The 22,235-nt window shown below is 72.7% G+C and carries 27 protein-coding genes and 1 riboswitch; of the genes, 14 read left to right on the top strand and 13 right to left on the bottom strand.

All coding sequences use genetic code 11. The annotated features are described in order from the left end of the window. Window positions 1–21: 21 nt before the first annotated feature. Window positions 22–1,056 carry an NAD-dependent epimerase/dehydratase family protein gene (locus C1703_RS04725; protein WP_198678090.1) on the top strand — a complete coding sequence of 345 codons (1,035 nt, stop codon included), beginning with the start codon at window positions 22–24 and terminating at the stop codon, window positions 1,054–1,056. A gap of 51 nt (window positions 1,057–1,107) precedes the next feature. Here C1703_RS04725 and C1703_RS04730 read toward each other — a convergent pair whose 3' ends face one another. The 8 genes from C1703_RS04730 to C1703_RS04765 form a co-directional block, all read right to left on the bottom strand. Continuing rightward, window positions 1,108–2,709: an alpha/beta hydrolase gene (locus tag C1703_RS04730; RefSeq protein ID WP_114250691.1), complete on the bottom strand. Its 1,602-nt coding sequence runs from the start codon at window positions 2,707–2,709 to the stop codon at window positions 1,108–1,110. Between the two features lie 130 nt (window positions 2,710–2,839). Next, window positions 2,840–3,607, bottom strand: coding sequence for an urease accessory protein UreD (locus C1703_RS04735; RefSeq protein WP_114257299.1), 768 nt, complete (start codon window positions 3,605–3,607; stop codon window positions 2,840–2,842). Continuing rightward, entirely contained in the window at window positions 3,604–4,287 is a 684-nt protein-coding gene (gene ureG, locus C1703_RS04740; protein ID WP_114250692.1) for an urease accessory protein UreG, read from the bottom strand. Before ureG ends, C1703_RS04735 begins: the two co-directional genes overlap by 4 nt. Window positions 4,288–4,422: 135 nt before the next feature. After that, complete coding sequence (locus tag C1703_RS04745; protein WP_114250693.1) at window positions 4,423–5,097, bottom strand: urease accessory UreF family protein; 675 nt, start codon at window positions 5,095–5,097, stop codon at window positions 4,423–4,425. A 13-nt stretch (window positions 5,098–5,110) separates the two neighbouring features. Continuing rightward, entirely contained in the window at window positions 5,111–6,832 is a 1,722-nt protein-coding gene (locus tag C1703_RS04750) for an urease subunit alpha (protein WP_114250694.1), read from the bottom strand. Beyond that, window positions 6,825–7,136: an urease subunit beta gene (locus C1703_RS04755; RefSeq protein WP_114250695.1), complete on the bottom strand. Its 312-nt coding sequence runs from the start codon at window positions 7,134–7,136 to the stop codon at window positions 6,825–6,827. Before C1703_RS04755 ends, C1703_RS04750 begins: the two co-directional genes overlap by 8 nt. A gap of 13 nt (window positions 7,137–7,149) precedes the next feature. Then, window positions 7,150–7,452, bottom strand: a complete 303-nt coding sequence (locus C1703_RS04760) for an urease subunit gamma (RefSeq protein WP_114257300.1) — start codon at window positions 7,450–7,452, stop codon at window positions 7,150–7,152. A gap of 113 nt (window positions 7,453–7,565) precedes the next feature. Continuing rightward, window positions 7,566–8,213 carry a TetR/AcrR family transcriptional regulator gene (locus C1703_RS04765; protein ID WP_114250696.1) on the bottom strand — a complete coding sequence of 216 codons (648 nt, stop codon included), beginning with the start codon at window positions 8,211–8,213 and terminating at the stop codon, window positions 7,566–7,568. A 126-nt stretch (window positions 8,214–8,339) separates the two neighbouring features. On the opposite strand from C1703_RS04765, the gene C1703_RS04770 reads away from it, so the two are divergent. Further along, window positions 8,340–9,335, top strand: a complete 996-nt coding sequence (locus tag C1703_RS04770; RefSeq protein ID WP_114250697.1) for an ABC transporter permease — start codon at window positions 8,340–8,342, stop codon at window positions 9,333–9,335. Between the two features lie 74 nt (window positions 9,336–9,409). On the opposite strand, the gene C1703_RS04775 is transcribed toward C1703_RS04770, so the two are convergent. Further along, window positions 9,410–9,697, bottom strand: a complete 288-nt coding sequence (locus C1703_RS04775) for a type II toxin-antitoxin system Phd/YefM family antitoxin (protein ID WP_114250698.1) — start codon at window positions 9,695–9,697, stop codon at window positions 9,410–9,412. A gap of 90 nt (window positions 9,698–9,787) precedes the next feature. Here C1703_RS04775 and C1703_RS04780 point away from each other — a divergent pair, with 90 nt between their 5' ends. The 4 genes from C1703_RS04780 to C1703_RS04795 all read left to right on the top strand — a co-directional run bounded on the left by C1703_RS04780 (window position 9,788) and on the right by C1703_RS04795 (window position 12,495). Next, window positions 9,788–10,423: an ATP-dependent Clp protease proteolytic subunit gene (locus tag C1703_RS04780; RefSeq protein ID WP_114250699.1), complete on the top strand. Its 636-nt coding sequence runs from the start codon at window positions 9,788–9,790 to the stop codon at window positions 10,421–10,423. 7 nt (window positions 10,424–10,430) lie between these two features. Continuing rightward, a complete protein-coding gene (locus tag C1703_RS04785) occupies window positions 10,431–10,739 on the top strand; it encodes a hypothetical protein (protein ID WP_031114994.1) in 309 nt (102 codons plus the stop codon). Between the two features lie 359 nt (window positions 10,740–11,098). Beyond that, window positions 11,099–11,311, top strand: a riboswitch (cyclic di-AMP (ydaO/yuaA leader). 3 nt (window positions 11,312–11,314) lie between these two features. Next, window positions 11,315–11,788: a C40 family peptidase gene (locus tag C1703_RS04790; protein ID WP_114250700.1), complete on the top strand. Its 474-nt coding sequence runs from the start codon at window positions 11,315–11,317 to the stop codon at window positions 11,786–11,788. 80 nt (window positions 11,789–11,868) lie between these two features. Further along, window positions 11,869–12,495 carry a DUF6328 family protein gene (locus C1703_RS04795; protein ID WP_114250701.1) on the top strand — a complete coding sequence of 209 codons (627 nt, stop codon included), beginning with the start codon at window positions 11,869–11,871 and terminating at the stop codon, window positions 12,493–12,495. Window positions 12,496–12,576: 81 nt separating this feature from the next. Here C1703_RS04795 and C1703_RS04800 read toward each other — a convergent pair whose 3' ends face one another. Then, window positions 12,577–13,035: an ATP-binding protein gene (locus C1703_RS04800; protein WP_114250702.1), complete on the bottom strand. Its 459-nt coding sequence runs from the start codon at window positions 13,033–13,035 to the stop codon at window positions 12,577–12,579. 212 nt (window positions 13,036–13,247) lie between these two features. Between C1703_RS04800 and C1703_RS04805 the strand changes: the two genes are divergently transcribed. Then, window positions 13,248–14,108 carry a helix-turn-helix transcriptional regulator gene (locus tag C1703_RS04805; RefSeq protein ID WP_114250703.1) on the top strand — a complete coding sequence of 287 codons (861 nt, stop codon included), beginning with the start codon at window positions 13,248–13,250 and terminating at the stop codon, window positions 14,106–14,108. A gap of 10 nt (window positions 14,109–14,118) precedes the next feature. Then, the gene (locus tag C1703_RS04810; RefSeq protein ID WP_114250704.1) at window positions 14,119–14,349 is read left to right on the top strand and encodes a DUF397 domain-containing protein; all 231 of its coding nucleotides are present in this window, start codon (window positions 14,119–14,121) and stop codon (window positions 14,347–14,349) included. Window positions 14,350–14,401: 52 nt separating this feature from the next. On the opposite strand, the gene C1703_RS04815 is transcribed toward C1703_RS04810, so the two are convergent. Then, the gene (locus C1703_RS04815; protein ID WP_114250705.1) at window positions 14,402–15,529 is read right to left on the bottom strand and encodes an 8-amino-7-oxononanoate synthase; all 1,128 of its coding nucleotides are present in this window, start codon (window positions 15,527–15,529) and stop codon (window positions 14,402–14,404) included. A 150-nt stretch (window positions 15,530–15,679) separates the two neighbouring features. On the opposite strand from C1703_RS04815, the gene bioB reads away from it, so the two are divergent. The 5 genes from bioB (at window position 15,680) to C1703_RS04840 (ending at window position 20,681) form a co-directional block, all read left to right on the top strand. Next, the gene (gene bioB, locus C1703_RS04820; RefSeq protein WP_114250706.1) at window positions 15,680–16,843 is read left to right on the top strand and encodes a biotin synthase BioB; all 1,164 of its coding nucleotides are present in this window, start codon (window positions 15,680–15,682) and stop codon (window positions 16,841–16,843) included. 37 nt (window positions 16,844–16,880) lie between these two features. After that, window positions 16,881–18,170 carry an adenosylmethionine--8-amino-7-oxononanoate transaminase gene (locus C1703_RS04825; protein WP_114257301.1) on the top strand — a complete coding sequence of 430 codons (1,290 nt, stop codon included), beginning with the start codon at window positions 16,881–16,883 and terminating at the stop codon, window positions 18,168–18,170. 4 nt (window positions 18,171–18,174) lie between these two features. After that, window positions 18,175–18,900, top strand: a complete 726-nt coding sequence (gene bioD / locus C1703_RS04830) for a dethiobiotin synthase (RefSeq protein WP_114250707.1) — start codon at window positions 18,175–18,177, stop codon at window positions 18,898–18,900. 84 nt (window positions 18,901–18,984) lie between these two features. Continuing rightward, entirely contained in the window at window positions 18,985–19,980 is a 996-nt protein-coding gene (bla, locus tag C1703_RS04835) for a class A beta-lactamase (protein ID WP_232840412.1), read from the top strand. A gap of 23 nt (window positions 19,981–20,003) precedes the next feature. Then, on the top strand, window positions 20,004–20,681 hold the full coding sequence (locus tag C1703_RS04840) for a class I SAM-dependent methyltransferase (protein WP_114250709.1): 678 nt from the start codon (window positions 20,004–20,006) through the stop codon (window positions 20,679–20,681). Here C1703_RS04840 and C1703_RS04845 read toward each other — a convergent pair whose 3' ends face one another. Next, a complete protein-coding gene (locus tag C1703_RS04845; RefSeq protein WP_114250710.1) occupies window positions 20,682–21,056 on the bottom strand; it encodes a fic family toxin-antitoxin system, toxin component in 375 nt (124 codons plus the stop codon). A 4-nt stretch (window positions 21,057–21,060) separates the two neighbouring features. Beyond that, window positions 21,061–21,300 carry a hypothetical protein gene (locus C1703_RS04850; protein WP_003988727.1) on the bottom strand — a complete coding sequence of 80 codons (240 nt, stop codon included), beginning with the start codon at window positions 21,298–21,300 and terminating at the stop codon, window positions 21,061–21,063. Between the two features lie 137 nt (window positions 21,301–21,437). Here C1703_RS04850 and C1703_RS04855 point away from each other — a divergent pair, with 137 nt between their 5' ends. Next, a complete protein-coding gene (locus C1703_RS04855; RefSeq protein ID WP_114250711.1) occupies window positions 21,438–22,232 on the top strand; it encodes an ABC transporter ATP-binding protein in 795 nt (264 codons plus the stop codon). Window positions 22,233–22,235 lie beyond the last annotated feature (3 nt).

The raw sequence follows: 22,235 nt of genomic DNA on the forward strand, positions 1-22,235 counted from the left end.
CCCGCGCTCTACGGTCACGGCATGAGACGTGCTGTGGTGATCGGGGCCAACGGGCAGATCGGGCGGCCGGCGGTGGCGGCGCTGGCGCGGGACGGCTGGGAGGTGACGGCCGCCTCACGCGGCGGCGGCCGGGACGAGGACTGGCCCGCGGGGGTGCGGGCGGAGCGGCTGGACCGCGAGGACGACGCGGCGCTGGCCGCGCTGATCGGCGACGGCTGTGCTCTCGTGGTCGACGTCGTCGCCTACGGGGCCCGGCACGCCCGGCAGTTGACGCGCCTGGCCGACCGGATCGGCTCGGCCGTGGTCGTGTCCACGGTGTCGGTCTACGAGGACGGCAAGGGCCGGGGCTTCGACACGATGGACGAGCCGGACGGCTTCCCGGAGTATCCCGTTCCGATCGGGGAGGACCAGCCGACGGTCCCGCCGGGGGACGCCACGTACAGCACCGGCAAGGCCGCCCTGGAGCGGGAACTCCTCGCGGTGGGCGACCGGTTGCCCACCACGCTGCTGCGCGCGGGCGCGGTCCACGGTCCCCGCAGCCCGCTCCCCCGCGAGCTGTACTTCGTGAAGCGGAACCTCGACGGCCGGCGCAGGCGCGTGCTCGCCCACCGGGGCGAGAGCCGGTTCCACCCGGCGGCCGCCCGCAACATCGCCGAACTGATCCGGCTGGCGGCGGCCCGTCCGGGCTCGCGCGCGCTCAACGCCTGCGATCCGCACCCGCCGACGGTGTCGGAGATCGGGGCGGCGATCGACGCGGTCATGGGCGTGGAGACGGAGACCGTCCTGCTGGACGGGCCGGAGCCGGCGCCGTCCGTGGGCCGTTCGCCCTGGTCGACGCCCCTGCCCGTGGTGTGCGACATGTCCGCGGCCGAGCGGGAGTTGGGCTACCGGCCGGTCGTGTCCTACACCGACAGCCTGCCGGAGACGGTCGACTGGCTCACCCGCCGGCTCTCCGGACAGGACTGGCGGGAGGCGTTCCCCACCCTCGCGCGGATCTACCCGGACCTCTTCGACTACGCGGCGGAGGACGCCTGGTTCGCGGCCCGGGAGGCATGAGGAAGGGGCGGCCGGTGCTCCGGCCGCCCCTTCCCGCCGTACGGTCGGCCGCTACGGCTTCGGCGTGGCGTGCGGCGCGCACGTCACGTCCGCGCCGTCGAGCTTGCCGGTGAGCAGGTAGCTGTCCACCCGGTTGTTGACGCACGGGTTGACCAGGCCGGTGACGCCGTGGGAGCCCGCGTCCTTCTCGGTGATCAGGCGGGAGCCCTTGAACCGCTTGTGCAGTTCGACGGCACCCTCGTACGGGGTGGCCGCGTCCCGCTCGGACTGCACGATCAGCACCGGCGGCAGGCCCTTGCCGGTCTTCACGTCCAACGGCGTCCGCTGCTTGACCGGCCAGGTGGCGCAGGGGAGGTTCATCCACGCGTTGGCCCAGGTCAGGAACGGGTGGTCCCGGTGCAGCCGCGTGTTGTCGCGGTCCCAGCGCTGCCAGCTGGTGGGCCACTTGGCGTCGGCGCACTCCACGGCCGTGTACACGGCGTTGCCGTTCTCCGAGGCGGCGTTGCCCGCGGTGTCCGACGGGTGGGGGGCGGCGGCGTCGATCAGCGCCTGGGTGTCCCCGGCGACGTACTTGCTGAAGACCGAGGCGACCGGGGCCCACCGGGAGTCGTAGTACGGGGCGCCCTGGAAGAAGGAGATCAGCTCGGCCGGGCCGACGACCCCGCCGATCGGGTTCTTCTTCGCGGTGGCGCGCAGCTTCAGCCACTGCTGCTGGACCTCGGCACGGGTGTCACCGAGGTGGTAGGTCGCGTCGTTCTTGGCGACCCAGTCCTGCCAGTCCTTCCACCGGCCCTCGAAGGCGACGTCCTGGTCCAGGTTGGCCTGGTACCAGATCTTCTCCCGGGACGGGTTGACGACGCTGTCGACGACCATGCGGCGCACGTGGCCGGGGAAGAGGGTGCCGTAGACGGCGCCGAGGTAGGTGCCGTAGGAGACGCCGAGGTAGTTGAGCTTCTTCTCGCCGAGGGCGGCGCGGATGACGTCGAGGTCGCGCGCGGTGTTCGGCGTGGTCATGTGCGGCAGCATCCAGCCGCTGCGCTCGTAGCAGCCGTCGGCGTACTCGCGGGCCAGCTTGCGCTGGGCGAGCTTGTCGGCCTCGGAGTCGGGCACCGGGTCCATCTTGGGCGCCTTGACGAACTCCTGCGGGTCGACGCAGGAGATGGGTGTGGACTTGCCGACGCCGCGCGGGTCGAAGCCCACGAAGTCGTACGCCTTGGCCGTGTTGGCCCAGACAGGGTTCTTGCCGGTGACCCGGGTCGGGAAGCGCAGTCCGGAGCCGCCGGGGCCGCCGGGGTTGTAGATGAGCGCGCCCTGCCGCTCGGCCTTCGTGCCCGTGTTGCCGATGCGGTCGACGGCGAGCTTGATCTGCTTGCCGTACGGCTTGGCGTAGTCGAGCGGCACGGTGACGTACCCGCACTGGATCGGCTTGGCCAGGTTCCAGTCGGCGGGGCAGTCCTGCCAGTCGATGCCGGCCTTCGCGGCCCGGTCGGCGGCGATGGCGGCGCCCCGGGCCTCACGGTCCTGGCCGGGGCCGCTGCCCGCGCTCGCGTTCGCCGTGGGCGCCGCGACGGCGCCGGCTATCAGCGTGGCCGTGACGAGCGCGCCGGCCGAACCGAGCGCCGCCACCCGCCTCTTCGGTCTCGTACCCCTCAAGTGGGACCTCCCCGTACGAAGTTGCGATCAGTACGGGGGATCCTCTCGGCTGGGAGATGCTTGAGAACAGGGGGCGGTGACCTTCTTTGCCAATCCGATAAACGGAGAACCGCGTCTCTTCTGCGGACGGTCAGGCGAGGGAGGCCAGGGCCTCGTCGAGCAGCCGCCGCAACCGCAGGGCGTCCGGCGCCACGGCGGTCACCAACGCGGCGGGCCCGGCGAGCGGCACGAGACAGGCCCCCTCGCCCAAAGACCGGGCCGGCACCGGTTCGGCGGCGAACTCGGGCCGTACGACGACGAGCTGTCCCACCGCGCGGTGTCCCGCGAGCACGGCGGGGCCGTCCCAGCCGCCCGGCGCGCCGGGACCGCACGCCAGTTCCTGGTCGAGCACCACCCGGCCGGCGACCCGCACGGTCAACCGGCTCGTCAGCCGCCCCGGGGTCTCGCCGGATCGCCCGAGCACCTGCTCCTCGCGCAGGACCAGGCGGCCCGTGGCGGCGAGTTCGGCACGGGTCGTGACGTACAGGTCGCTGCCCTGCGCGGAGATCAACTGCTCGGGCAGCCAGTGCAGTTCGGCTCCTCCGGCGACGTCGAGCCGGACGTCGTAGCGCGCCTCGCCCTTCGCCTGCCCGGGCAGCGCGATGGTGGCGGCGGCCGATCCGACGGACAGCCGCGCGCCCTCCTCCGCCCGGGCCTCCACGGTGAAGTGGTCACCGCCCAGCGGTCCGCTCATCGCGCCGACCAGCATGACCCGCGCCTCGCTGCCGCCGGCCCGGGTGCGCCGCAGCGCCAGGGGCCCGTCGCTCTCCAGCACGGGCAAGCAGGTCCCGCCCCGTCCGTCGTCCCGGGCCAGGATCCTCGCGACGGACCGCACCCCGGCGGAGCCGCTCACGCTCATGCCGCCCAGGCGGCGAGCTGCGCGCGCACCCACGCGGCGACGTCGGCCACCCCGGCCTCGCTGCGCAGCGACTGGAAGACGACCGGCAGTTCCGCCCGCTGCGCCTTGGCGTCGGCGGCCATGCGGGCCAGGTCGGAGCCGACGTACGGGGCGAGGTCGGTCTTGTTGACGACGAGCAGGTCGGCGGTGGTCACGCCCGGTCCGCCCTTGCGGGGGATGTCATCGCCCCCGGCCACGTCGATCACGAAGATCTGCGCGTCGACGAGCCCCTTGGAGAAGGTCGCGGTCAGGTTGTCCCCGCCGGACTCCACGAGCACCAGGTCCAGCGGCCCGACGGCGTCCTCCAGGTCCTCCACGGCTTCCAGGTTGGCGGAGATGTCGTCCCGGATCGCGGTGTGCGGGCAGGCTCCCGTCTCCACGGCGGTGATCCGCTCGGGCGGCAGCACGGCTTCCCGCAGCAGGAACTCGGCGTCCTCCCGGGTGTAGATGTCGTTGGTGACGACGGCGAGGGACAGCTCGTCCCGCAGCGCCCGGCAGAGCGCTGCGACGGTCGCGGTCTTCCCGGACCCCACGGGCCCGCCGAGGCCGATGCGCAGGGCGCGGCGGCCGCCGTCGGGGCGGTGCGCGTCGGCACCGACGGCGGCCGGTCCGTCATGGCTGTGGCTGTGGTCGAGGTGCATGTACGGCTCCTACGTTCTTGTCCGACTGATTCGACGCGGCGGGTGACGGGCCGCCGGCCAGGGGGTGTCCGCGAAGTCCCGCCTGCCCCGCGACGCCTAGGGCCCTTCTGATGGATCTCCGCGGCGTCGCGACGCCTAGGAGGCGAAGAGCCGCACCGGCCACCCCGCGTGCGCCTCCGCCCCGATCTCCAGCAGGGGCGCCGATCCCGCCGGCAGGGCGTCGACTCCTTCGTCGACGACCCGGCGCGCCGCCTCCACCGCCCGGTCCGCGACCCGGTCCACCTCCGGCGCCAGCCGGGCCAGGACGCCCGTCGCGTCGAAGGGGTCCAAGCTCAGCAACCGCACGGTCGCCGTGGCCGGTCCGCTGACGCTCTCGTACGCCGCGCAGTACGCCGCGTCGACCGGCCCCAGGCCCGCCGCCCGGGCCGCCAGCCCGAGCACCACCGGCTGGTGGGCGCCCTTGGGGAACTCCCGGCCCAGGGCGTCCAGCTCGGCGGACGGCCAGGTCGTCCGGGCGGCCCGGATCAGCTGCCGCCCCAGCTTGCGCGCGGCGAGCCGCAGCGCGGGCGACGGCGTACGGGCGTCCGCGGCGCGGTCCAGCGCGACGGGGTCGATCCCGAGCGCCGCGGCCGCCGACAGGGCCGCGGCCACCAGCCCCGAGGTGTGCAGCCGTCCCCGGCAGAAGTCCGCGAGGCTCGCCGCCCCGCTGATCCGCCCGGCCCTGACCGCCGCCTCGGCCCCGCCGGAGTGCGCGTGACCGCCGGCGGGGAAGCGGCCGTCGGCCAGGACGAGAAGCGCCGCGCGCGACATCGCAACCCCGCCTTCAGAAGAGGAAGTACCGCTGCGCCATGGGCAGCTCGGCCGCCGGTGACGCCTCGACCAGTTCCCCGTCGATGTGCACGGCGAAGCTGTCGGGATCGACCCGTACCTCGGGCCGCGCGTCGTTCTCCCGCATGTCGGCCTTGGTGACACCGCGCGTCGACTCGATCGCCGTGAACCGCTTGCCGAGGCCCAGCCGCTCCGGCAGCCCGTCCTCGATGGCGAGCGGGGCGACGAAGTTGACGGAGTTCGCGGCCGGGGCCCGGCCGATCGCCCCGTACATCGGCCGGGGCAGGACCGGCTGCGGGGTCGGGATGGAGGCGTTGGCGTCGCCCATCTGCGCGTACGCGATCTGCCCGCCCTTGATGACGAGCTGCGGCTTGACGCCGAAGAACGCCGGCTCCCACAGGACCAGGTCGGCCAGCTTGCCGCTCTCCACCGACCCGATCTCACGGGCCAGGCCCTGGGCGAGGGCGGGGTTGATCGTGTACTTGGCGACGTAGCGGCGGACCCGGTGGTTGTCGGCCCGTCCGTCCCCGGGCAGCGCGCCGCGCCGCCGTTTCATCACGTGCGCGGTCTGCCAGGTCCGCATGACGACCTCGCCCACGCGTCCCATGGCCTGGGAGTCGGAGGAGATGATCGAGATCGCGCCGAGGTCGTGCAGCACGTCCTCGGCGCCGATGGTGGACGGCCGGATCCGGGACTCGGCGAAGGCCAGGTCCTCCGGCACGGCCGGGTTGAGGTGGTGGCACACCATCAGCATGTCGAGGTGTTCCTCGGCGGTGTTGACGGTGAACGGCCGGGTCGGGTTGGTGGAGCTGGGCAGCACGTACGACTCGGAGACCACGGTCATGATGTCCGGCGCGTGTCCGCCGCCCGCGCCCTCGGTGTGGTACGCGTGGATGCCCCGCCCCGCGATCGCGGCGAGCGTGTCGCCGACGAACCCGGCCTCGTTCAGGGTGTCGGTGTGGATGGCGACCTGGATGCCCGTCCGCTCGGCGACGGTCAGGGAGGCGTCGATGACGGCCGGGGTGGAGCCCCAGTCCTCGTGCAGCTTCAGGCCGAGCGCGCCGCCGCGGATCTGCGACAGCATCGCCTCGTGGGAGACGGTGTTGCCCTTGCCGAGGAAGCCGATGTTGAGCGGGTAGGCCTCCATGGCCTCCAGCATCCGGGCCAGGTGCCAGGGGCCGGGGGTCACGGTGGTGGCCTTGGAGCCCTCGGCCGGGCCGGTGCCGCCGCCGACCAGGGTCGTGATGCCCGAGGACAGCGCCTCGTCGGCGATCTGCGGGCAGATGAAGTGGACGTGCGCGTCGATCGCGCCCGCCGTGAGGATCCGCCCGTTGCCGGCGATGATCTCGGTCTCCGGGCCGATGACCAGGTCCGGGTGGACGCCGTCCATGGTGTCGGGGTTGCCGGCCTTGCCGATGCCGGTGATCCGGCCGTCGCGGATGCCGACGTCGGCCTTGACGATGCCCCAGTGGTCGATGATCACCGCGCCGGTGATGACGGTGTCCGGGGTGCCCTCGGCACGCGTGGCGCGCGCCTGGCCCATGGACTCGCGGATGACCTTGCCGCCGCCGAACACGGCCTCGTCGCCGGAGCGTCCGGGTCCGCCGGAACGATCCTCCTCGATCTCGACGAGCAGGTCGGTGTCGGCGAGCCGGATCCGGTCGCCGGTGGTCGGGCCGAACAGGTCGGCGTACGCGGCACGCGAGATCTCAGGCATCGAGGGCACCTCCGGTCTCCCCGCGCAGGCCGGGCACGATCCGGGCGCCGCTGAGCGGAACGAGTTCGACGTCGACGGGGATCCCGGGCTCGAAGCGCACGGCCGTGCCGGCGGCGACGTTCAGCCGCTTGCCGCGCGCGGCGGCGCGGTCGAACTCCAGACCGGGGTTGGCCTCGGCGAAGTGGTAGTGGGAGCCGACCTGGACGGGCCGGTCGGCGACGTTGAGGACGGTGAGCCGGGTGACGTCGCGGCCCTCGTTGTAGGCAATCGGGCCGTCGGCGAAGAGGATCTCTCCGGGAATCATGCTCGGGCCCCTCTCAGACGATCGGCTCGTGGACGGTGACGAGCTTGGTGCCGTCCGGGAAGGTGGCCTCGACCTGGACGTCGTGGATCATCTCGGGGACGCCCTCCATGACGTCGTCCCGGGTGAGCAGCGTGCGCCCGGAGGCCATCAGTTCGGCGACGGTCCGGCCGTCCCGGGCGCCTTCGAGGATGTGCGACGTGATGAGGGCGACCGCCTCGGGGTGGTTGAGCCTGAGCCCGCGGGCGCGGCGCTTCTCGGCCACGTCCGCCGCCACATGGATCAGCAGTCGCTCTTGCTCGTGCGGGGTCAGTTGCACGTCCCACCTCACAGTCCTCGCTCCGGACCGTGCGGGGTCCGGGTGCCGCGGCCACGGGGCAAAGTGCCAGGTGGCGTGGAGCGGCAGGCTAGTTGGACCGCGTTTCGGGCACGTTAACCGAGCGGTGGTCCATCGGCCGGGGCGCGGTCGTCGCGCATGCTCGTCAGGGCCCGCAGACCGTCCCGGAGGACCTCGACCGGGGCGGGGCCGAAGAGGGACTGCTGGGCGATGAACCCGAGCACGGCGGCGATCATCGTGCGGGCCACATGGTCCGGCTCGATGTCCGGCCGCATCATCCCGGCCCGCTGGTAGTCCTCGACGATCTTCGCCCAGGCCGCGCGGACGGAGCCGTAGCCCTCCCGCAGGACGGCCGCCAGTTCCTCGTTGCGCAGTGTCTCCGGCCACACCTGGATGACGAGGCTCGGGAACGCGGGCCTGCCGTCGATCCGCAGGGACTCGCGGGAGGCCAGCACCGTGCCGAGGACGGTCGCGACGAGTTCGTCCGGCGGCGGCGGCGGGCTCTGCCGCAGCGCCTCCTCGAAGGCGGCGCGGACCGAGCCGAGCACCTCGCCGACGATCGCGCCGATCAGTTCGTCCTTGCCGCTGAAGTAGCGGTAGACGGCACCGGCGGAGAGACCGACCTCCTTCAGCACGTCCTGCATGGACGTGGCGTGGAAGCCGTTGCGGGCGAAGCAGAGCGCGGCGCCGTCGAGGATCTGACGGCGGCGGGCGTCGAGGTGTTCCTGGGACACGCGGGCCATGGTCCACAACGTAAAACGAATATTCCTTCTTGACAAGGACCGGCGGCCGGAGGACGGTGAGAGAAGAGCAAAACGAACGATCCTTCTTTTTAATGCTCCGGTTCCGCTCGCCCACAGGAGACCCTCATGCCTTCCACCAGCACCCGCCGCGTGATCGCGGTCGTCGTGCTCGTCCCCGTCCTCGCGGCCCTGGCCCTGTGGGCCTTCGCCTGGCCGGCCACCCGTACCGCGCCTCGCGACCTGCCGCTGGGCGTCGCCGGACCGCCCGCGGCGGCGGCCCAGGTGGAGAAGGGACTCGAGCAGCACGAGGGCGCGTTCGAGATCCACCGCTACGCCGACGAGGCCGCCGCCCGGGACGCCGTCAAGGACCGGAGCGTGTACGGGGCGGTGGTGGTCACACCCCAGGGCCCCGAGCTGCTCACCGCGTCCGCCGCGGGGCCGGCCGTCGCACAGTTCCTCCAGCAGGCCGTCGCCCGGCAGGCCTCCGCCGAGGGCACACAGGTCAGGACGGTCGACGTCGTACCCGCCCCGGCGAGCGATCCGCGCGGCGCGGCGGTGACCGCCTCCGTGCTGCCGCTCGCCCTGGCCGGCATCGCGGCCGGCGCCGTGGTCACGCTGCTGGGACTGCGCGGCGTCCGGGCCGCGACCGCGCTGCTCGGCGCGTCCGCCCTGGTGGGCGTGGTCACCGCCGGGATCGCGGACAGCTGGCTCGGGGTGCTCACGGGCGACTGGTGGGCCGAGGCGGCGGTGCTCGGCCTGTCGGCGCTGGCCGTCAGCGGCGCCGTCGCCGGACTCGCCGCCCTGGTCGGCACCGCCGGCACGGGGATCGCGGCGGTCGCGGTGATGCTGCTCGGCAACCCCTTCTCCGGGGCGTCGTCGGCACCGCAGATGCTGCCGGAGCCCGTCGGCACGATCGGCCAGTGGCTGCCGCCCGGCGCGGGGACGACCCTGCTGCGCTCGGTGGCCTACTTCGACGGCGCGGCGGCCACCGGTCCCGCCCTGACCTTGACCTGGTGGGCGGTGCTGGGCCTGTGCGCCGTACTGCTCGGCGGTTCGCTCAGGGCGCGGAAGGAGAGCGGCACCCCCACGGGCGACACGCCCAGCCTCGCGACCGTCGGCTGAGCCGCCGGTCCGCACGGAACGGCCGCGCACCCCCGCTGTAGCGGACGGGGGTGCGCGGCCTTTTTTCGTCCGGATCAGGCCGGGCCGGCCCTCCGGTGCTCCGCCGCGATGCCGAACCGCTGCTGTTCGCGAGGAGCGGACGCGACCTCGCGGACCGTGGAGACGGCGCTGATCACCTGCTCCTCGGCGGGCTCCGCCGACTCCGCGAGTTCCTCGAGTCGCCGCAGGTCATCGGCCGAGACGAGGGCGACGAGGGGCTTGCCGTGCCGGGTGACGACGACGCGCTCGCCGGCGTACACCACGCGGTTGATCAGGTCGGCGAGTTCAGCCCTGGCTTGCGTCACCGGAATCTCGTAGGCCATGCACCCATCATAACGTCACGTACGTCCTGTACATTTTTTACAGAGACAGCCGTCGCCGGAGACGGCTCTGCCCGCTAGGAGGGGTTCGTCATGACCCGACCGTCCGCCCGTCACGTGCTGCCCGAGTTCACCGAACGCACGTCGTCCGGGCACCGGACGATGGATCCGTACTCCAAGCTGCTGGAGGGGCGGATCGTCTTCCTCGGGACGCCGGTGGACGAGACCTCGGCGAACGACGTGATGGCCCAGTTCATGTACCTCGAACACCTGGCCCCGGACCGCGACATCGCGCTCTACATCAACTCCCCCGGCGGCTCCTTCCACGCGATGACGGCCATCTACGACACGATGCGCTACGTCACCTGCGACGTGGAGACGATCTGCCTCGGCCAGGCCGGCGCGGCCGCCTCGGTGCTGCTGTCCGCGGGCACGCCCGGCAAGCGATCCGTGCTCCCCGGCGCGCGTCTGGTGATCCATCAGCCGTCGCTGCCCGAACCGGTCCACGGCCAGGCCAGCGATCTGGCGATCCAGGCCGACGAGTTGACGCGCATCCGGTCGCGCATGGAGGAGCTGCTCGCACGGCACACGGGCCGCACCCCGGAGCAGGTCGGCGCGGACATCGAGCGGGACAAGATCCTCACCGCCCAGGAGGCGGTCGCATACGGCCTGGTGGACCGGGTCCTCCCCAACCGCGAGGCCATCCTGGCCACGCCGACCGGGCGGTGAGGCTCCGGTGCTGCCGCCCGAACTGCCGCCGCTGCCCGCGCTGACGCGCGCCGAGGCGGAGCTGATCGACCGTTACCTCGACGTCGTCGACCTGCTCGGCCGGATCAACCCGGCGCTGCACGGCGACACCTACCGCGGGCTGCGCGCCGCCCAGGCCCTGGTCGGCAAGGCGACCGCGCTGCGCGACGCGTTGACCCTGATGCACCAGCGGGGCGAGACGGAACTGCACGCCGGCACGCTGGCCCGGGCCCTGCGGGTGCTGGACGGCGAGCGGCGCACGGCCAGGCTCACGCTGCCGCCCGAGTCCGTCAGCTGACGCGGCTCGGACGGCCGTTGACGCGGATCCGACGGCCCGGGCGCCCGTTCTGCCGACGGAGCGTCCCCGGGCCTGAGTCGAAACGGACCGAACGACGTACCCCTGTTCGGAGTAGACGGGGATCCTTTTTCTGGACCCCCTCAGTTGCGCAACGCGCGTAGCCAGGGGGCGGAATGGGACATTCCATGCCTGGTCCGGAGGTCCGCGGAGCAGTAGACGGTGGCTCGAACACAGACGTGTCCACCCGAACGGGTGAGTGGTGAGTAACAACACAAATCCCCGGTTCCGTTGGGATTTCGGGTCAAGCATGAGTCAAGATCCCTGTCTGACGACAAGCCCCCGCCACAGCGGCGGGGCGATCCGGGCGGACGCCGAGTCCTGCCGCCGCCCGGATGACCGGTCGACAGAAGTGGATCGGCAGGAGTGGAGGACCCAAGCACGACGGGTCGCCGGGACGGTCACGCCATGACCGGGTCCGAGCAGCCCTTGGGGTGAAGCCGCGTCAGCGGCCGGGCAACTTCGCCAGCCCGAATCCGACAGGTCATCCTTCACAGGCGGCTGACGAAGGGTTGCGCATGACTGCGCTCAATCGTGTCCCGTCGCTCATGGCCCGGGCCGGAACGGCCTCGGCCCTCACCATCGCCGCGGTGGGCGGCTCGATCGTGGCCCCCGGCTTCTCCTCGGAGGCCGCGGCAGCCACGCCTGCGACGAAGGCACTCCAGATCGCGGCCTCGAAGAAGGGCTCGCCCTACAAGTACGGCGCCACCGGGCCGCACCGGTTCGACTGCTCCGGGCTCACGCTGTACTCGTTCAAGAAGGCCGGCAAGAAACTGCCCCGCACGGCTGCCCAGCAGTACAACAAGACCCGCCACATCTCCGCCAAGAACCGCAAGGCGGGGGACCTGGTGTTCTTCCACTCGGGCAAGAGCGTGTACCACGTCGGTATCTACGCGGGTAAGAACAAGCTCTGGCACGCCCCGAAGACCGGGGACGTGGTGCGGCTGCAGAAGATCTGGACCAAGAGCGTCTGGTACGGGCGCGTGAAGTAGCCGCCCGGCGTGCGGCGGCGTCCTGACGCGCCGCCGCACGCCGGAGCGTGACACGGGCTCACGTGGTTACCCGTCCCCCCATGGCCGAGCACCGTCCCTGCACCGCACGCAACGAGACGCCGCTGCAGCGCGCCGACCGCAACTTCGTCGAGCTGCTCCAGGAACTCCGCGTCACCCAGACGGGCGTGCAGATCCTCTTCGCCTTCCTGCTGTCGCTCGCCTTCACCTCGCGCTTCGAGGACCTCGACACGGTCCAGCGCGTCACCTACGTCATCACGCTGCTGCTGGCGGTCCTGGCCGCGGCGCTGTTCACCGCGCCGGCCGCGCTGCACCGCTCGCTCTTCCAGCAGGGCGCCAAGCCGCGCATCGTGCAGGTCTCCTCGCGCCTGGCCAGCACCGGCCTGGTCGTGCTCGTGTTCGCGTTCAGCGGTTCCGTACTGCTGGTGGTCGATGTGACGACCGGCCGGGCCGGCGGCATCGCCGCGAGCGTGGCGACCTTCCTGGTCTGCGTCGGCCTGTGGGGGCTGCTCCCCCGGCTGGTGCGGCGGGCGGGCCTGCGTGACGAGACGGCCGGGACGGCGGAGGAACCGGCCTCACCCCGGTCGGGAACCGTCAGGGTTCCGGCGCAGCTGCGGGACACCGTCAGGCAGCCGTCGGCGCTTCGGGGAACGGCACCGCGTCGGGAGGCGTCGGCGCGACGCCGGTGAGACGGGCGGTGGCGGCCGGCGCGAAGGGGGCCGGGCCGGTGCTTCGGTGCCCGAGACGCCCGGGGATGCGCCGCTGTGACGTTACGGCTCCTGCTGTCCCGCCGCCGTCACCGGCTGGGCCGGGACCGTCCAGGGGAGTTCGACGGAGATGGTCTTGCCGCCCTCGCGGGTGGGGCGGACGCGGAGCCTGCCGCCGTACTCGGCGGTCAGCCAGCGGATGATGGCCAGGCCGCGGCCGTTGTCCTGCTGGACGGCGGCCGGGAGCCGTCTGGGGAAGCGCGGGTGACTGTCCGTGACACCGACGCGCAGGTGCTCGTCACCGTCGAGCTCGACGTCCACGGTGAACGTGGGCGACTGTCCGAAGGTGTGCTGGACGGCGTTGGTGGCGAGTTCGGAGATGATGAGCCGGATGGTGTCGGACACTTCCGTGTCCGCCGGCAGGCCCCACTCCGCCAGCGTGCCCACCACGTAGGCGCGCGCTGCGGAGACCGAGGCGGGATCGCTCGGCAGAGTGACGGAGGCTTCCAGATGGTCTGCCATGGCGACGTCGTCCCTTTCCCACGGGACCGCAGGCCGACACGGAGCGGAAGGTTCGAGTACGGTCCCGGACTGGTGCTTCGTCGCCAGACTGCCACCAGAACACCCATGAAGGACGGCGATCCACCAAGATATGCATATATCTGTCGCTCAAAGCGGTGAACTCTGCGACGCGAGACCGTATTTGGGTGGCTCGGAAGGAGTAAGGAGGAGCCATGCAGCACGGTCCCGCGGTGCGCCGGCGGAAACTGGGCGCCGAACTGCGTGCGCTGCGCACCTCGGCGGGGCTCACCAGCGGTGAGGCGGCCCGGCTGGTGGGCTGGCACCAGTCGAAGGTCAGCCGGATCGAGACGGGCACGAGTGGGGTGAAACCGGCCGATGTGCGGTTACTCCTCGACGCCTACGGTGTGGCAGACTCCCAACTTCGCGAGTTGCTCATGGTGTTGGCGGGGTCCGAGGACAGCGACGGCCGGCACCACTGGTGGCACGCCTACCGCGGGGTGCTGCCGCCGACCTACCGGGATTTCATCAGCCTGGAGTCCCAGGCCAGCGCGATGCGCACCCTGGAGACCACCGTCGTCCCGGGCCTGCTCCAGACGCCCGAGTACGCGCGTGCGGTGACGAGGGCCGCGGTGGAGGGGCTGTCGGAGGACCGGCTCGACACACTCGTCGAAGTGCGGCTGGCCAGGCAGGACGTCCTGCGCGCGGATCCGCCGCTGGAACTGAGCGCCGTGCTGGACGAGGCGGTGCTGCGCCGCGAGGTGGGCGGGCCCGGGGTCATGGCCCGGCAGCTGGAACGCCTGGTCGAGGCGGCACGGCTGCCCCAAGTAAGGCTCCAGGTGCTGCCGTTCGCCGCCGGGGCGCACATCGGTGTCACCGGCCCTTTCGTTGTCTTCTCATTTTCGAGCACTTCTGATCTGGATGTGGTTGTTCTCGACCACTTGACGAGTAGCCTCTATCTCGAACGGAAAGAAGACCTCCGGGCCTACACGGAGGCCTTCAACGCCCTTCAGATCCACGCCCTTTCGCCCGAGGACTCGTTGGATTTCATCGCCGGGACAGCCGCCGGCGCGTAAGGAGGCACCAATGCGTGCACTGCCTCGTCATGTCCCCTCAAGCATCGAACTGCACGGTGTGCGGTGGCTGCGCAGCAGCTACAGCACCGGCGCGAACAACTGCGTCGAGACCGCGTGTCCGGACACTCCTCCCTGGGCCGGACTCCTCGCCGTGCGCGACTCCAAGGCCCCGACCGGGCCCGCGCTGCTCTTCTCCCCGAGGAGCTGGGCGGAGTTCACGGCCGCGGTGGACCGTATGTGAACCCCGTCCGATCAGCCCGCCATCGTGCGACGCACGGCCGTGTCACGCCGACTCATGGTCGCGTCTCGCCGATCAGCCGTACAGCGCGTTCGATCTGCTGACCGGTCAGGTCCGCGCGGGCGGTCAGCCTGAGCCGTGAGATGCCGTCCGGCACGGAAGGAGGACGGAAACAGCCCACGGCCAGGCCCGCCGCGCGGCACTCGGCCGCCCAGCGCACGGCGTCCTCGGGAGAGGGCGCCCGCACCGAGACCACCGCGGCGTCCGGACGCACCGCTTCCAGACCCGCGGCGGTCAGGCCCGCGTACAGCTCGCCCGCCACCGCGCGGGCCCGCGCCGCCCGCTCCGGCTCGCGGCGCAGCAGGCGCAGGGCCGCGAGGGCCGCCCCCGCCGCGGCGGGGGCGAGTCCGGTGTCGAAGATGAACGTCCGTGCCGCGTTGACCAGGTGGTCGACGACCCGGGCCGGGCCGAGGACGGCCCCGCCCTGGCTGCCGAGCGATTTGGACAGCGTGAGCGTCACGACGACGTCGTCGGCGCCCGCGAGTCCCGCCGCGTGCGGGGCGCCGCGGCCGCCGTCGCCGAGGACGCCCAGGCCGTGGGCGTCGTCGACGACCAGTCCGGCGCCGTGCTCCCGGCAGGCCTCGGCGAGCGCGGCGAGCGGGGCCGCGTCGCCGTCGACCGAGAAGACCGTGTCGGACACCGCGATCGCCGGCCCCTCGTGGCTCGCCAGCGCCTTGCGCACGGCCTCCGGCTCGGCGTGCGCCACGACCTGGGTCGTGCCGCGGGCCAGTCGGCAGCCGTCGATGAGCGAGGCGTGGTTGCCCGCGTCGGAGACGATCAGCGAGTCGTGCGGGGCCAGCGCGGTGACCGCCGCGAGGTTGGCCGCGTAGCCGGAGGAGAAGACCAGGGCCGCCTCCGCACCGCAGAAATCGGCCAGTTCCCGTTCCAGCTCCGCGTGCAGTTCGGTACTGCCGGTGACGAGCCGGGAGCCCGTCGAGCCGCCGCCCCAGGTCGTCGCGGCGCGGGACGCGCCCTCGGTGACCTCGGGGTGGCGGGCGAGGCCCAGATAATCGTTGCTCGCCAGGTCGAGGAGCGGCGAGGCGGCCGGACGGGGGCGCAGGGTCCGTACGAGTCCGGCGCGGCGGCGCAACCGCGCCTGCTCGTCGATCCAGCCGAACGCCATGGGTGGTCCTCCGGGGAATTTGTAGGCAGTGCACAGACACTAGCGGGACCTCCCGCAGGTCACTGTGTGGCAATACCCACACCTCGAAGCGACTCTGTTGTGCGAACTCTCCTTGGCCGCGGGCCGCTCCGTAGGACAGGATCGGCTTCCATGGACCTGCTGAACACGCTGGTGGACAAGGGGCTTCGGCGCGAGCTGCCGACCCGTGACGAAGCACTGGCCGTCCTCGCGACGTCCGACGACGACCTGCTCGATGTGGTGGCCGCGGCCGGGAAGGTGCGCCGGCACTGGTTCGGCCGGCGGGTGAAACTCAACTATCTCGTCAACCTGAAGTCCGGCCTGTGCCCCGAGGACTGCTCCTACTGTTCGCAGCGGCTCGGTTCCGAGGCCGGGATCCTGAAGTACACCTGGCTCAAACCCGACCAGGCCTCCGACGCGGCGGCGGCCGGTGTGGCGGGGGGCGCCAAGCGGGTGTGCCTGGTGGCCAGCGGGCGCGGCCCGACCGACCGGGACGTGGACCGGGTCTCCGAGACGATCCGGACGATCAAGGAGAAGAACGAGGGCGTCGAGGTGTGCGCCTGCCTCGGGCTGCTCTCCGACGGCCAGGCCGAGCGGCTGCGCGAGGCGGGCGCCGACGCCTACAACCACAACCTCAACACGTCCGAGGCGACGTACGGGGACATCACGACCACGCACACGTACGCCGACCGCGTCGACACGGTCAACAAGGCCCACGCGGCGGGCCTGTCCGCCTGCTCGGGGCTGATCGCCGGCATGGGCGAGACGGACGAGGACCTGGTCGACGTCGTCTTCTCGCTGCGCGAGCTGGACCCGGACTCGGTTCCGGTCAACTTCCTCATCCCGTTCGAGGGCACCCCGCTGGCCAAGGAGTGGAACCTGACGCCGCAGCGGTGCCTGCGGATCCTGGCGATGACGCGGTTCGTCTGCCCGGACGTGGAGGTCCGCATCGCGGGCGGGCGCGAGGTCCATCTGCGCACGATGCAGCCGCTCGCCCTGCACCTGGCCAACTCGATCTTCCTCGGCGACTACCTCACCAGCGAGGGTCAGGCGGGCAAGGCCGACCTGGAGATGATCGCGGACGCCGGGTTCGAGGTGGAGGGCACCGACCAGGTGACGCTGCCGGAGCACCGGGCCGCCGGCGGCTGCGGGAGCGGTGGCGGCTGCGGCTCCGAGGGGTCCGAGGGGGACGGCGTGTGCGGTTCCGCGCCCGCCGCGCCGGCCGGTGAGCCCCGTACCGACCTGGTCGCCGTGCGCCGCCGGGGCGCCGGGACGGACCTCGCGCCCAATGCCTGAGCGGACGGTGCCCGAGCAGACAGTGCCCGAGCAGACAGTGCCCGAGCTGACGGTGCCCGAGCTGCTGGAGCTCGACCGGCGGCATGTGTGGCACCCGTACGGGCCGATGCCCGGCCGGCAGGAACCGCTCGTCGTGGAGTCGGCGAGCGGGGTGCGGCTGCGGCTCGCGGACGGCTCCGGGGAACTGGTCGACGGCATGTCGTCCTGGTGGTCGGCGATCCACGGCTACAACCACCCGGTGCTGAACGAGGCCGCGCGCGAGCAGCTCGGGCGGATGAGCCACGTGATGTTCGGCGGGCTCACCCACGAGCCCGCCGTACGGCTGGCGAAGCTTCTGGTCGACCTGTCGCCCGAGGGCCTGGAGCACGTCTTCCTCGCCGACTCCGGGTCGGTGTCGGTCGAGGTCGCGGTCAAGATGTGCCTGCAGTACTGGCGCTCGCTGGGCCGTCCCGGCAAGCAGCGGCTGCTGACCTGGCGCGGCGGCTACCACGGCGACACCTGGCAGCCGATGTCGGTGTGCGACCCCGAGGGCGGGATGCACGAGCTGTGGACCGGGGTGCTCCAGCGCCAGGTGTTCGCGGACCCGCCCCCGGCGGAGTACGACGAGACGTACGCCGAGCACCTGCGGTCGCTGATCGGGCGGCACGCCGACGAGCTGGCGGCGGTGATCGTCGAGCCGGTGGTGCAGGGCGCGGGCGGGATGCGGTTCCACTCCCCCGCGTATCTGCGGGTGCTGCGGGAGGCGTGCGACGCGCACGGCGTGCTGCTGGTGTTCGACGAGATCGCCACCGGTTTCGGCCGCACGGGCGCGCTGTTCGCGGCGGAGCACGCGGCGGTGACGCCGGATGTGATGTGCGTGGGCAAGGCGCTGACCGGCGGCTATCTGACGATGGCGGCGACGCTGTGCACCGCGCGGGTGGCCGACGGCATCTCGCGGGGCGAGGTCCCGGTGCTCGCCCACGGGCCGACCTTCATGGGCAACCCGCTGGCGGCGGCCGTGGCCTGCGCCTCGATCGAGCTGCTGCTGGGCCAGGACTGGCTCGCGGAGGTCAAGCGGATCGAGGCGGGGCTGCGGGACGGGCTCGCGGCGGCCTCGGGCCTGCCGGGTGTGACGGACGTACGGGTCCTCGGCGCCATCGGGGTCGTGCAGCTGGACCACGCCGTGGACATGGAGGCGGCGACGGCGGCGGCCGTGCGCGAGGGCGTGTGGCTGCGGCCGTTCCGCGATCTGATCTACACCATGCCGCCGTACGTCACGGGCGACGCGGACCTGGCGCGGATCGCGCGGGCGGTGTGCGCGGCGGCGCGGGAAGGACGATCGGGGTGATGACATGCCGGTACTGGTGATCACGGGCACGGGCACGGAGGTCGGCAAGACGGTGGTGACCGCCGCCGTCGCCGCGACGGCCCTGGCGGCCGGCCGTTCGGTGGCCGTGCTGAAGGCCGCGCAGACGGGCGTGCGCCCGGACGAACCGGGGGACGCCGCGGAGGTCGCGCGTCTCGCGGGAGCGGTGACGACGGCCGAACTCGACCGCTATCCGGAGCCGTTGGCGCCGGCCACGGCAGCCCGCCGGGCCGGTCGCGCCCCGGTGCATCCGCACGAGGTCGCGGAGGCCGCCGCCAAGCTGGCCACCGAGCACGACCTGGTGCTGGTGGAGGGGGCGGGCGGGCTGCTCGTACGGTTCGACGCGGCCGGCGGCACGCTGGCGGACGCGGCCGGGCTGCTGTCGGCTCCGGTGCTGATCGTGGCGCCGGCCGGGCTGGGCACGCTGAACACGACGGAGCTGACGGCCCACGAACTCCGCTCCCGGGGGCTGGAGCCCGCGGGTGTGGTGATCGGGAGCTGGCCCGCGGAACCGGATCTCGCCGCGCGCTGCAATCTCGCGGACCTGCCGGACGTGGCCGGGGCGCCGCTGCTGGGCTCGGTGCCCGCCCGGTCGGGGGCCCTCGCCCCCGCCGCCTTCCGGGCGGCCGCGCCGCACTGGCTGGCGCCCCGCCTGGACGGCACGTGGGACGCGGAGGCGTTCCGGGTGCGGGAGGCGCCGCCGGCCTCCTGAGAGTCCCGCGGCCGTGCGGTGAAACCGGCGCGGACGTTGCGCACGTGTTGACCTTCGTACGTGATCACCTCCGAAGGGAACACCGTGCACACCCGACACTCACGCCCGTCCCGCCGCGCGGCCCTCGTGCTGGGCGCGGCCGCCGCTCTCTCCTGGGGCGGCGGCTCGGCCCAGGCCTTACCGCGCACCGGCGGCGTCACCGCGCGGCTGCGGAAACTGGAGCAGGAACACACCGCCCGCCTGGGGGTGTACGCCCGCAACCTGCGCACGGGCCGGACGGTGGCGTACCGGGCCGACGAGCTCTTCCCCATGGCCTCGGTCTTCAAGACGCTCGCCGCCGCGGCCGTCCTGCGCGACCTCGACCGCGACGGCGAGTTCCTGGCCCGACGCGTCCACTACACCCAGGAGTACGTCACGGACTCCGGCCACTCCCCCGTCACCGAGGACCACGTCGCGACCGGCATGACCGTCGCCGAACTCTGCGACGCCACCATCCGGTTCAGCGACAACACCGCGGGCAACCTGCTGCTGAAGGAGCTGGGCGGACCGACCGCGATCACGCGGTTCGCCCGCTCGGTCGGTGACGGGGTCACCCGGCTCGACCGGTGGGAGCCCGAGCTCAACAGCGCGGAACCCTGGCGCGTGACCGACACGACCTCCCCGCGCGCCATCGGCCGGACCTACGCCCGCCTGGTGCTCGGCGACGCGCTTCAGCCGCGGGACCGGGCCCGGCTGACGGACTGGCTGCTCCGCAACACCACGAGCGCCGAGAAGTTCCGCAAGGCCCTGCCGGCCGACTGGCTGATCGCCGACAAGACCGGCGGCGGGCGGTACGGCGGCAACCACGACGTGGGCCTCACCTGGCCGCCGGACGGCCCCCCGATCGTGATGTCCGTCCTGACCACCCAGCCGGAGGAGGACGCCCCGGCCGACAACCCTCTGGTGGCCGGGACGGCGCAGCTGCTGGCGGCGGAACTCGCCCGGCCGGAGTCGAGGACGGGCCGCCGCGGGCCAGCCGGCTCGTCGGCGTCGCCGGCGGGCAGGGGTGCGCCGGGTCCCCGCGGGGGAGAATCGCGGTAGCCCGCCTCGTCAGGGAGGTCCCCATGCCGCTCCGCTCCGGCAAGGTGCCGCGGGATGCCGTGCGCCATCCGCTGTTCGCCCGCTACTACGCCCGGGTCAGCGTGCACGCCGAGACCCGGCTGGGCATGGGCCGGGTGCGCGAGAGACTGCTCGGCGGGCTGTCCGGGCGGGTGATCGAGATCGGCGCGGGCAACGGGCTGAACTTCGCGCACTACCCCGGCACCGTCGCGGAGGTCGTGGCCATCGAACCGGAGCGGCGGCTGCGGCGGCTGGCCGTCGAGGCGGCCCTGCGCGCCGACGTCCCGGTGGACGTGGTGCCGGGTGCGGCCGAGGCGCTGCCGGTCAAGAGCGAGGGCTTCGACGCGGCCGTGGTGTCGTTGGTGCTGTGCAGTGTGCGGGACGTGCCCCGGGCGCTCGGGGAGCTGCGGCGGGTGCTGCGGCCCGGCGGTGAGGTGCGGTTCTTCGAGCACGGCCGGGGCGGCGGCCGGGTCATGACCCGCACGCAGCACGCGCTGGACCGGACGCTGTGGCCGGTGCTGAACGGCGGCTGCCATCTGTCGCGGGAGCCCGTGCGGGAGCTGCGGGACGCCGGGTTCGAGCTCGGCCCCTACCGACGGGTGATGATGCCGGAGCAGGGGCCGGTGCTGCCCACCTCGTACTGCGTCATGGGCACGGCCTGGCGCCCGGGGGCCGGCGCGTAGTCACAGGCTCCACTGGCGCAGCTCCCGCTCGATGTCCCGTACGGACGCCTCGCCGCTCTTGACCAGCCGGGCGAGGTCGCGGACCTGCTCGGGCGAGGTGACGACCTTGGCGCCGCTGGCGACGAGGTAGGCGTAGGCGACGGCGGAGGCGAACAGGGCGTTGGAGCGTTCCAGCGCGGGGACGTGGATGAGGAGCTGGAGCAGCGCGGCGGCGCGGGCGTGCGGGCCGTCGTAGACGGGGACGTCGAAGATCCGGGCCTGGTGGCGGGCGACGGCGGCGACGAGGGCTCCCCAGTCGGTCACCTGCGGGTCGCCGGGGGTTTTCTGCTCGGCGAGCATCAGCAGCCAGGCGAGGTCGATCTCGAGGTTGTTCAACGGTTCAGTGGCGACCTTCTCGCGTGCCCTCACGGTCCGGGCCGAACTCCTCGGCGAAGACGGACTCGTACTGCTTCATGAAGTCGGCGGCGGCCTCCACGAACGTGTGGCCCACCTCGCCGGTGTCCTGTCTGACCAGCTCCTCGATGTAGCGGTTGACGCTCATCCCGCGGGCCAGGGCGCGCTCGCGGGCGGCGCGGGCGGTGCCCTCGTCGACGCGCACGTTCAGCTGGGTCTTCGCCATACCTCGAAGCTAGCGCGCGGACGCTAGCACCGGCAAGGGCGGGAGTCCGACCCACGAAGGATGCCGAGTGTGGGCCGTGTCACATTACCCTCGGGTAGAGCCAGGAGGTCCTGACGCAGACCCTCAAGGAGGCGGCCTTGTCCACACCTGCTGCGGAGCACGCCCCCGGCCTCGCGCCGACCGACGGGATCGCGGCCCGCGCCCGCGGTCTGACCAAGGCGTACGGCTCGGGCGAGACGACCGTGCTGGCGCTCGACTCGGTGGACGTGGACGTCGTGCGCGGCCGGTTCACCGCGGTGATGGGGCCGTCGGGCTCCGGGAAGTCGACGCTGATGCACTGCCTGGCGGGGCTCGACACCGTCTCGGCCGGGCGGGTGTGGCTCGGCGACACCGAGATCACCGGGCTGCGGGAGCGGGAGCTGACCCGGTTGCGCCGGGACCGGATCGGGTTCATGTTCCAGTCGTTCAACCTCATCCCGACCCTGAACGCGTTGGAGAACATCACCCTGCCCATGGACATCGCCGGCAGGAAGCCCGACGAGAAGTGGCTGGACCAGGTCATCGACACGCTCGGCCTGCGGGACCGGCTCGGGCACCGGCCCTCCCAGCTCTCCGGCGGTCAGCAGCAGCGCGTGGCCTGTGCGCGGGCGCTGGCCTCGCGGCCCGAGCTGATCTTCGCGGACGAGCCGACCGGCAACCTCGACTCGCGCGCCGGCCTGGAGGTGCTCGGCTTCCTGCGCGAGGCGGTGGACCAGCTCGGCCAGACCGTCGTCATGGTCACCCACGACCCGGGCGCCGCCGCCCACTCGGACCTGGTGCTCTTCCTCGGGGACGGCCGGATCGTCGACGAGATGCCGCGGCCGACGGCGGAAGCGGTGCTGGAGCGGATGAAGCGGTTCGACGTGATCCGCACGCGCTTCGAGGAGAGCTGATCC

This window comes from Streptomyces sp. Go-475, from assembly GCF_003330845.1.
Lineage (GTDB): Bacteria > Actinomycetota > Actinomycetes > Streptomycetales > Streptomycetaceae > Streptomyces.

Excerpts from the sequence above, each read along its gene's own strand:
- C1703_RS04725 (WP_198678090.1), top strand. The coding sequence starts at position 22 with ATGAGACGTGCTGTGGTGATCGGGGCCAACGGGCAGATCGGGCGGCCG.
- C1703_RS04735 (WP_114257299.1), bottom strand. The coding sequence starts at position 3,607 with ATGAGCGTGAGCGGCTCCGCCGGGGTGCGGTCCGTCGCGAGGATCCTG.
- ureG (WP_114250692.1), bottom strand. The coding sequence starts at position 4,287 with ATGCACCTCGACCACAGCCACAGCCATGACGGACCGGCCGCCGTCGGT.
- C1703_RS04745 (WP_114250693.1), bottom strand. The coding sequence starts at position 5,097 with ATGTCGCGCGCGGCGCTTCTCGTCCTGGCCGACGGCCGCTTCCCCGCC.
- C1703_RS04750 (WP_114250694.1), bottom strand. The coding sequence starts at position 6,832 with ATGCCTGAGATCTCGCGTGCCGCGTACGCCGACCTGTTCGGCCCGACC.
- C1703_RS04755 (WP_114250695.1), bottom strand. The coding sequence starts at position 7,136 with ATGATTCCCGGAGAGATCCTCTTCGCCGACGGCCCGATTGCCTACAAC.
- C1703_RS04765 (WP_114250696.1), bottom strand. The coding sequence starts at position 8,213 with ATGGCCCGCGTGTCCCAGGAACACCTCGACGCCCGCCGCCGTCAGATC.
- C1703_RS04770 (WP_114250697.1), top strand. The coding sequence starts at position 8,340 with ATGCCTTCCACCAGCACCCGCCGCGTGATCGCGGTCGTCGTGCTCGTC.
- C1703_RS04775 (WP_114250698.1), bottom strand. The coding sequence starts at position 9,697 with ATGGCCTACGAGATTCCGGTGACGCAAGCCAGGGCTGAACTCGCCGAC.
- C1703_RS04780 (WP_114250699.1), top strand. The coding sequence starts at position 9,788 with ATGACCCGACCGTCCGCCCGTCACGTGCTGCCCGAGTTCACCGAACGC.
- C1703_RS04790 (WP_114250700.1), top strand. The coding sequence starts at position 11,315 with ATGACTGCGCTCAATCGTGTCCCGTCGCTCATGGCCCGGGCCGGAACG.
- C1703_RS04795 (WP_114250701.1), top strand. The coding sequence starts at position 11,869 with ATGGCCGAGCACCGTCCCTGCACCGCACGCAACGAGACGCCGCTGCAG.
- C1703_RS04800 (WP_114250702.1), bottom strand. The coding sequence starts at position 13,035 with ATGGCAGACCATCTGGAAGCCTCCGTCACTCTGCCGAGCGATCCCGCC.
- C1703_RS04805 (WP_114250703.1), top strand. The coding sequence starts at position 13,248 with ATGCAGCACGGTCCCGCGGTGCGCCGGCGGAAACTGGGCGCCGAACTG.
- C1703_RS04810 (WP_114250704.1), top strand. The coding sequence starts at position 14,119 with ATGCGTGCACTGCCTCGTCATGTCCCCTCAAGCATCGAACTGCACGGT.
- C1703_RS04815 (WP_114250705.1), bottom strand. The coding sequence starts at position 15,529 with ATGGCGTTCGGCTGGATCGACGAGCAGGCGCGGTTGCGCCGCCGCGCC.
- bioB (WP_114250706.1), top strand. The coding sequence starts at position 15,680 with ATGGACCTGCTGAACACGCTGGTGGACAAGGGGCTTCGGCGCGAGCTG.
- bioD (WP_114250707.1), top strand. The coding sequence starts at position 18,175 with ATGCCGGTACTGGTGATCACGGGCACGGGCACGGAGGTCGGCAAGACG.
- C1703_RS04840 (WP_114250709.1), top strand. The coding sequence starts at position 20,004 with ATGCCGCTCCGCTCCGGCAAGGTGCCGCGGGATGCCGTGCGCCATCCG.
- C1703_RS04850 (WP_003988727.1), bottom strand. The coding sequence starts at position 21,300 with ATGGCGAAGACCCAGCTGAACGTGCGCGTCGACGAGGGCACCGCCCGC.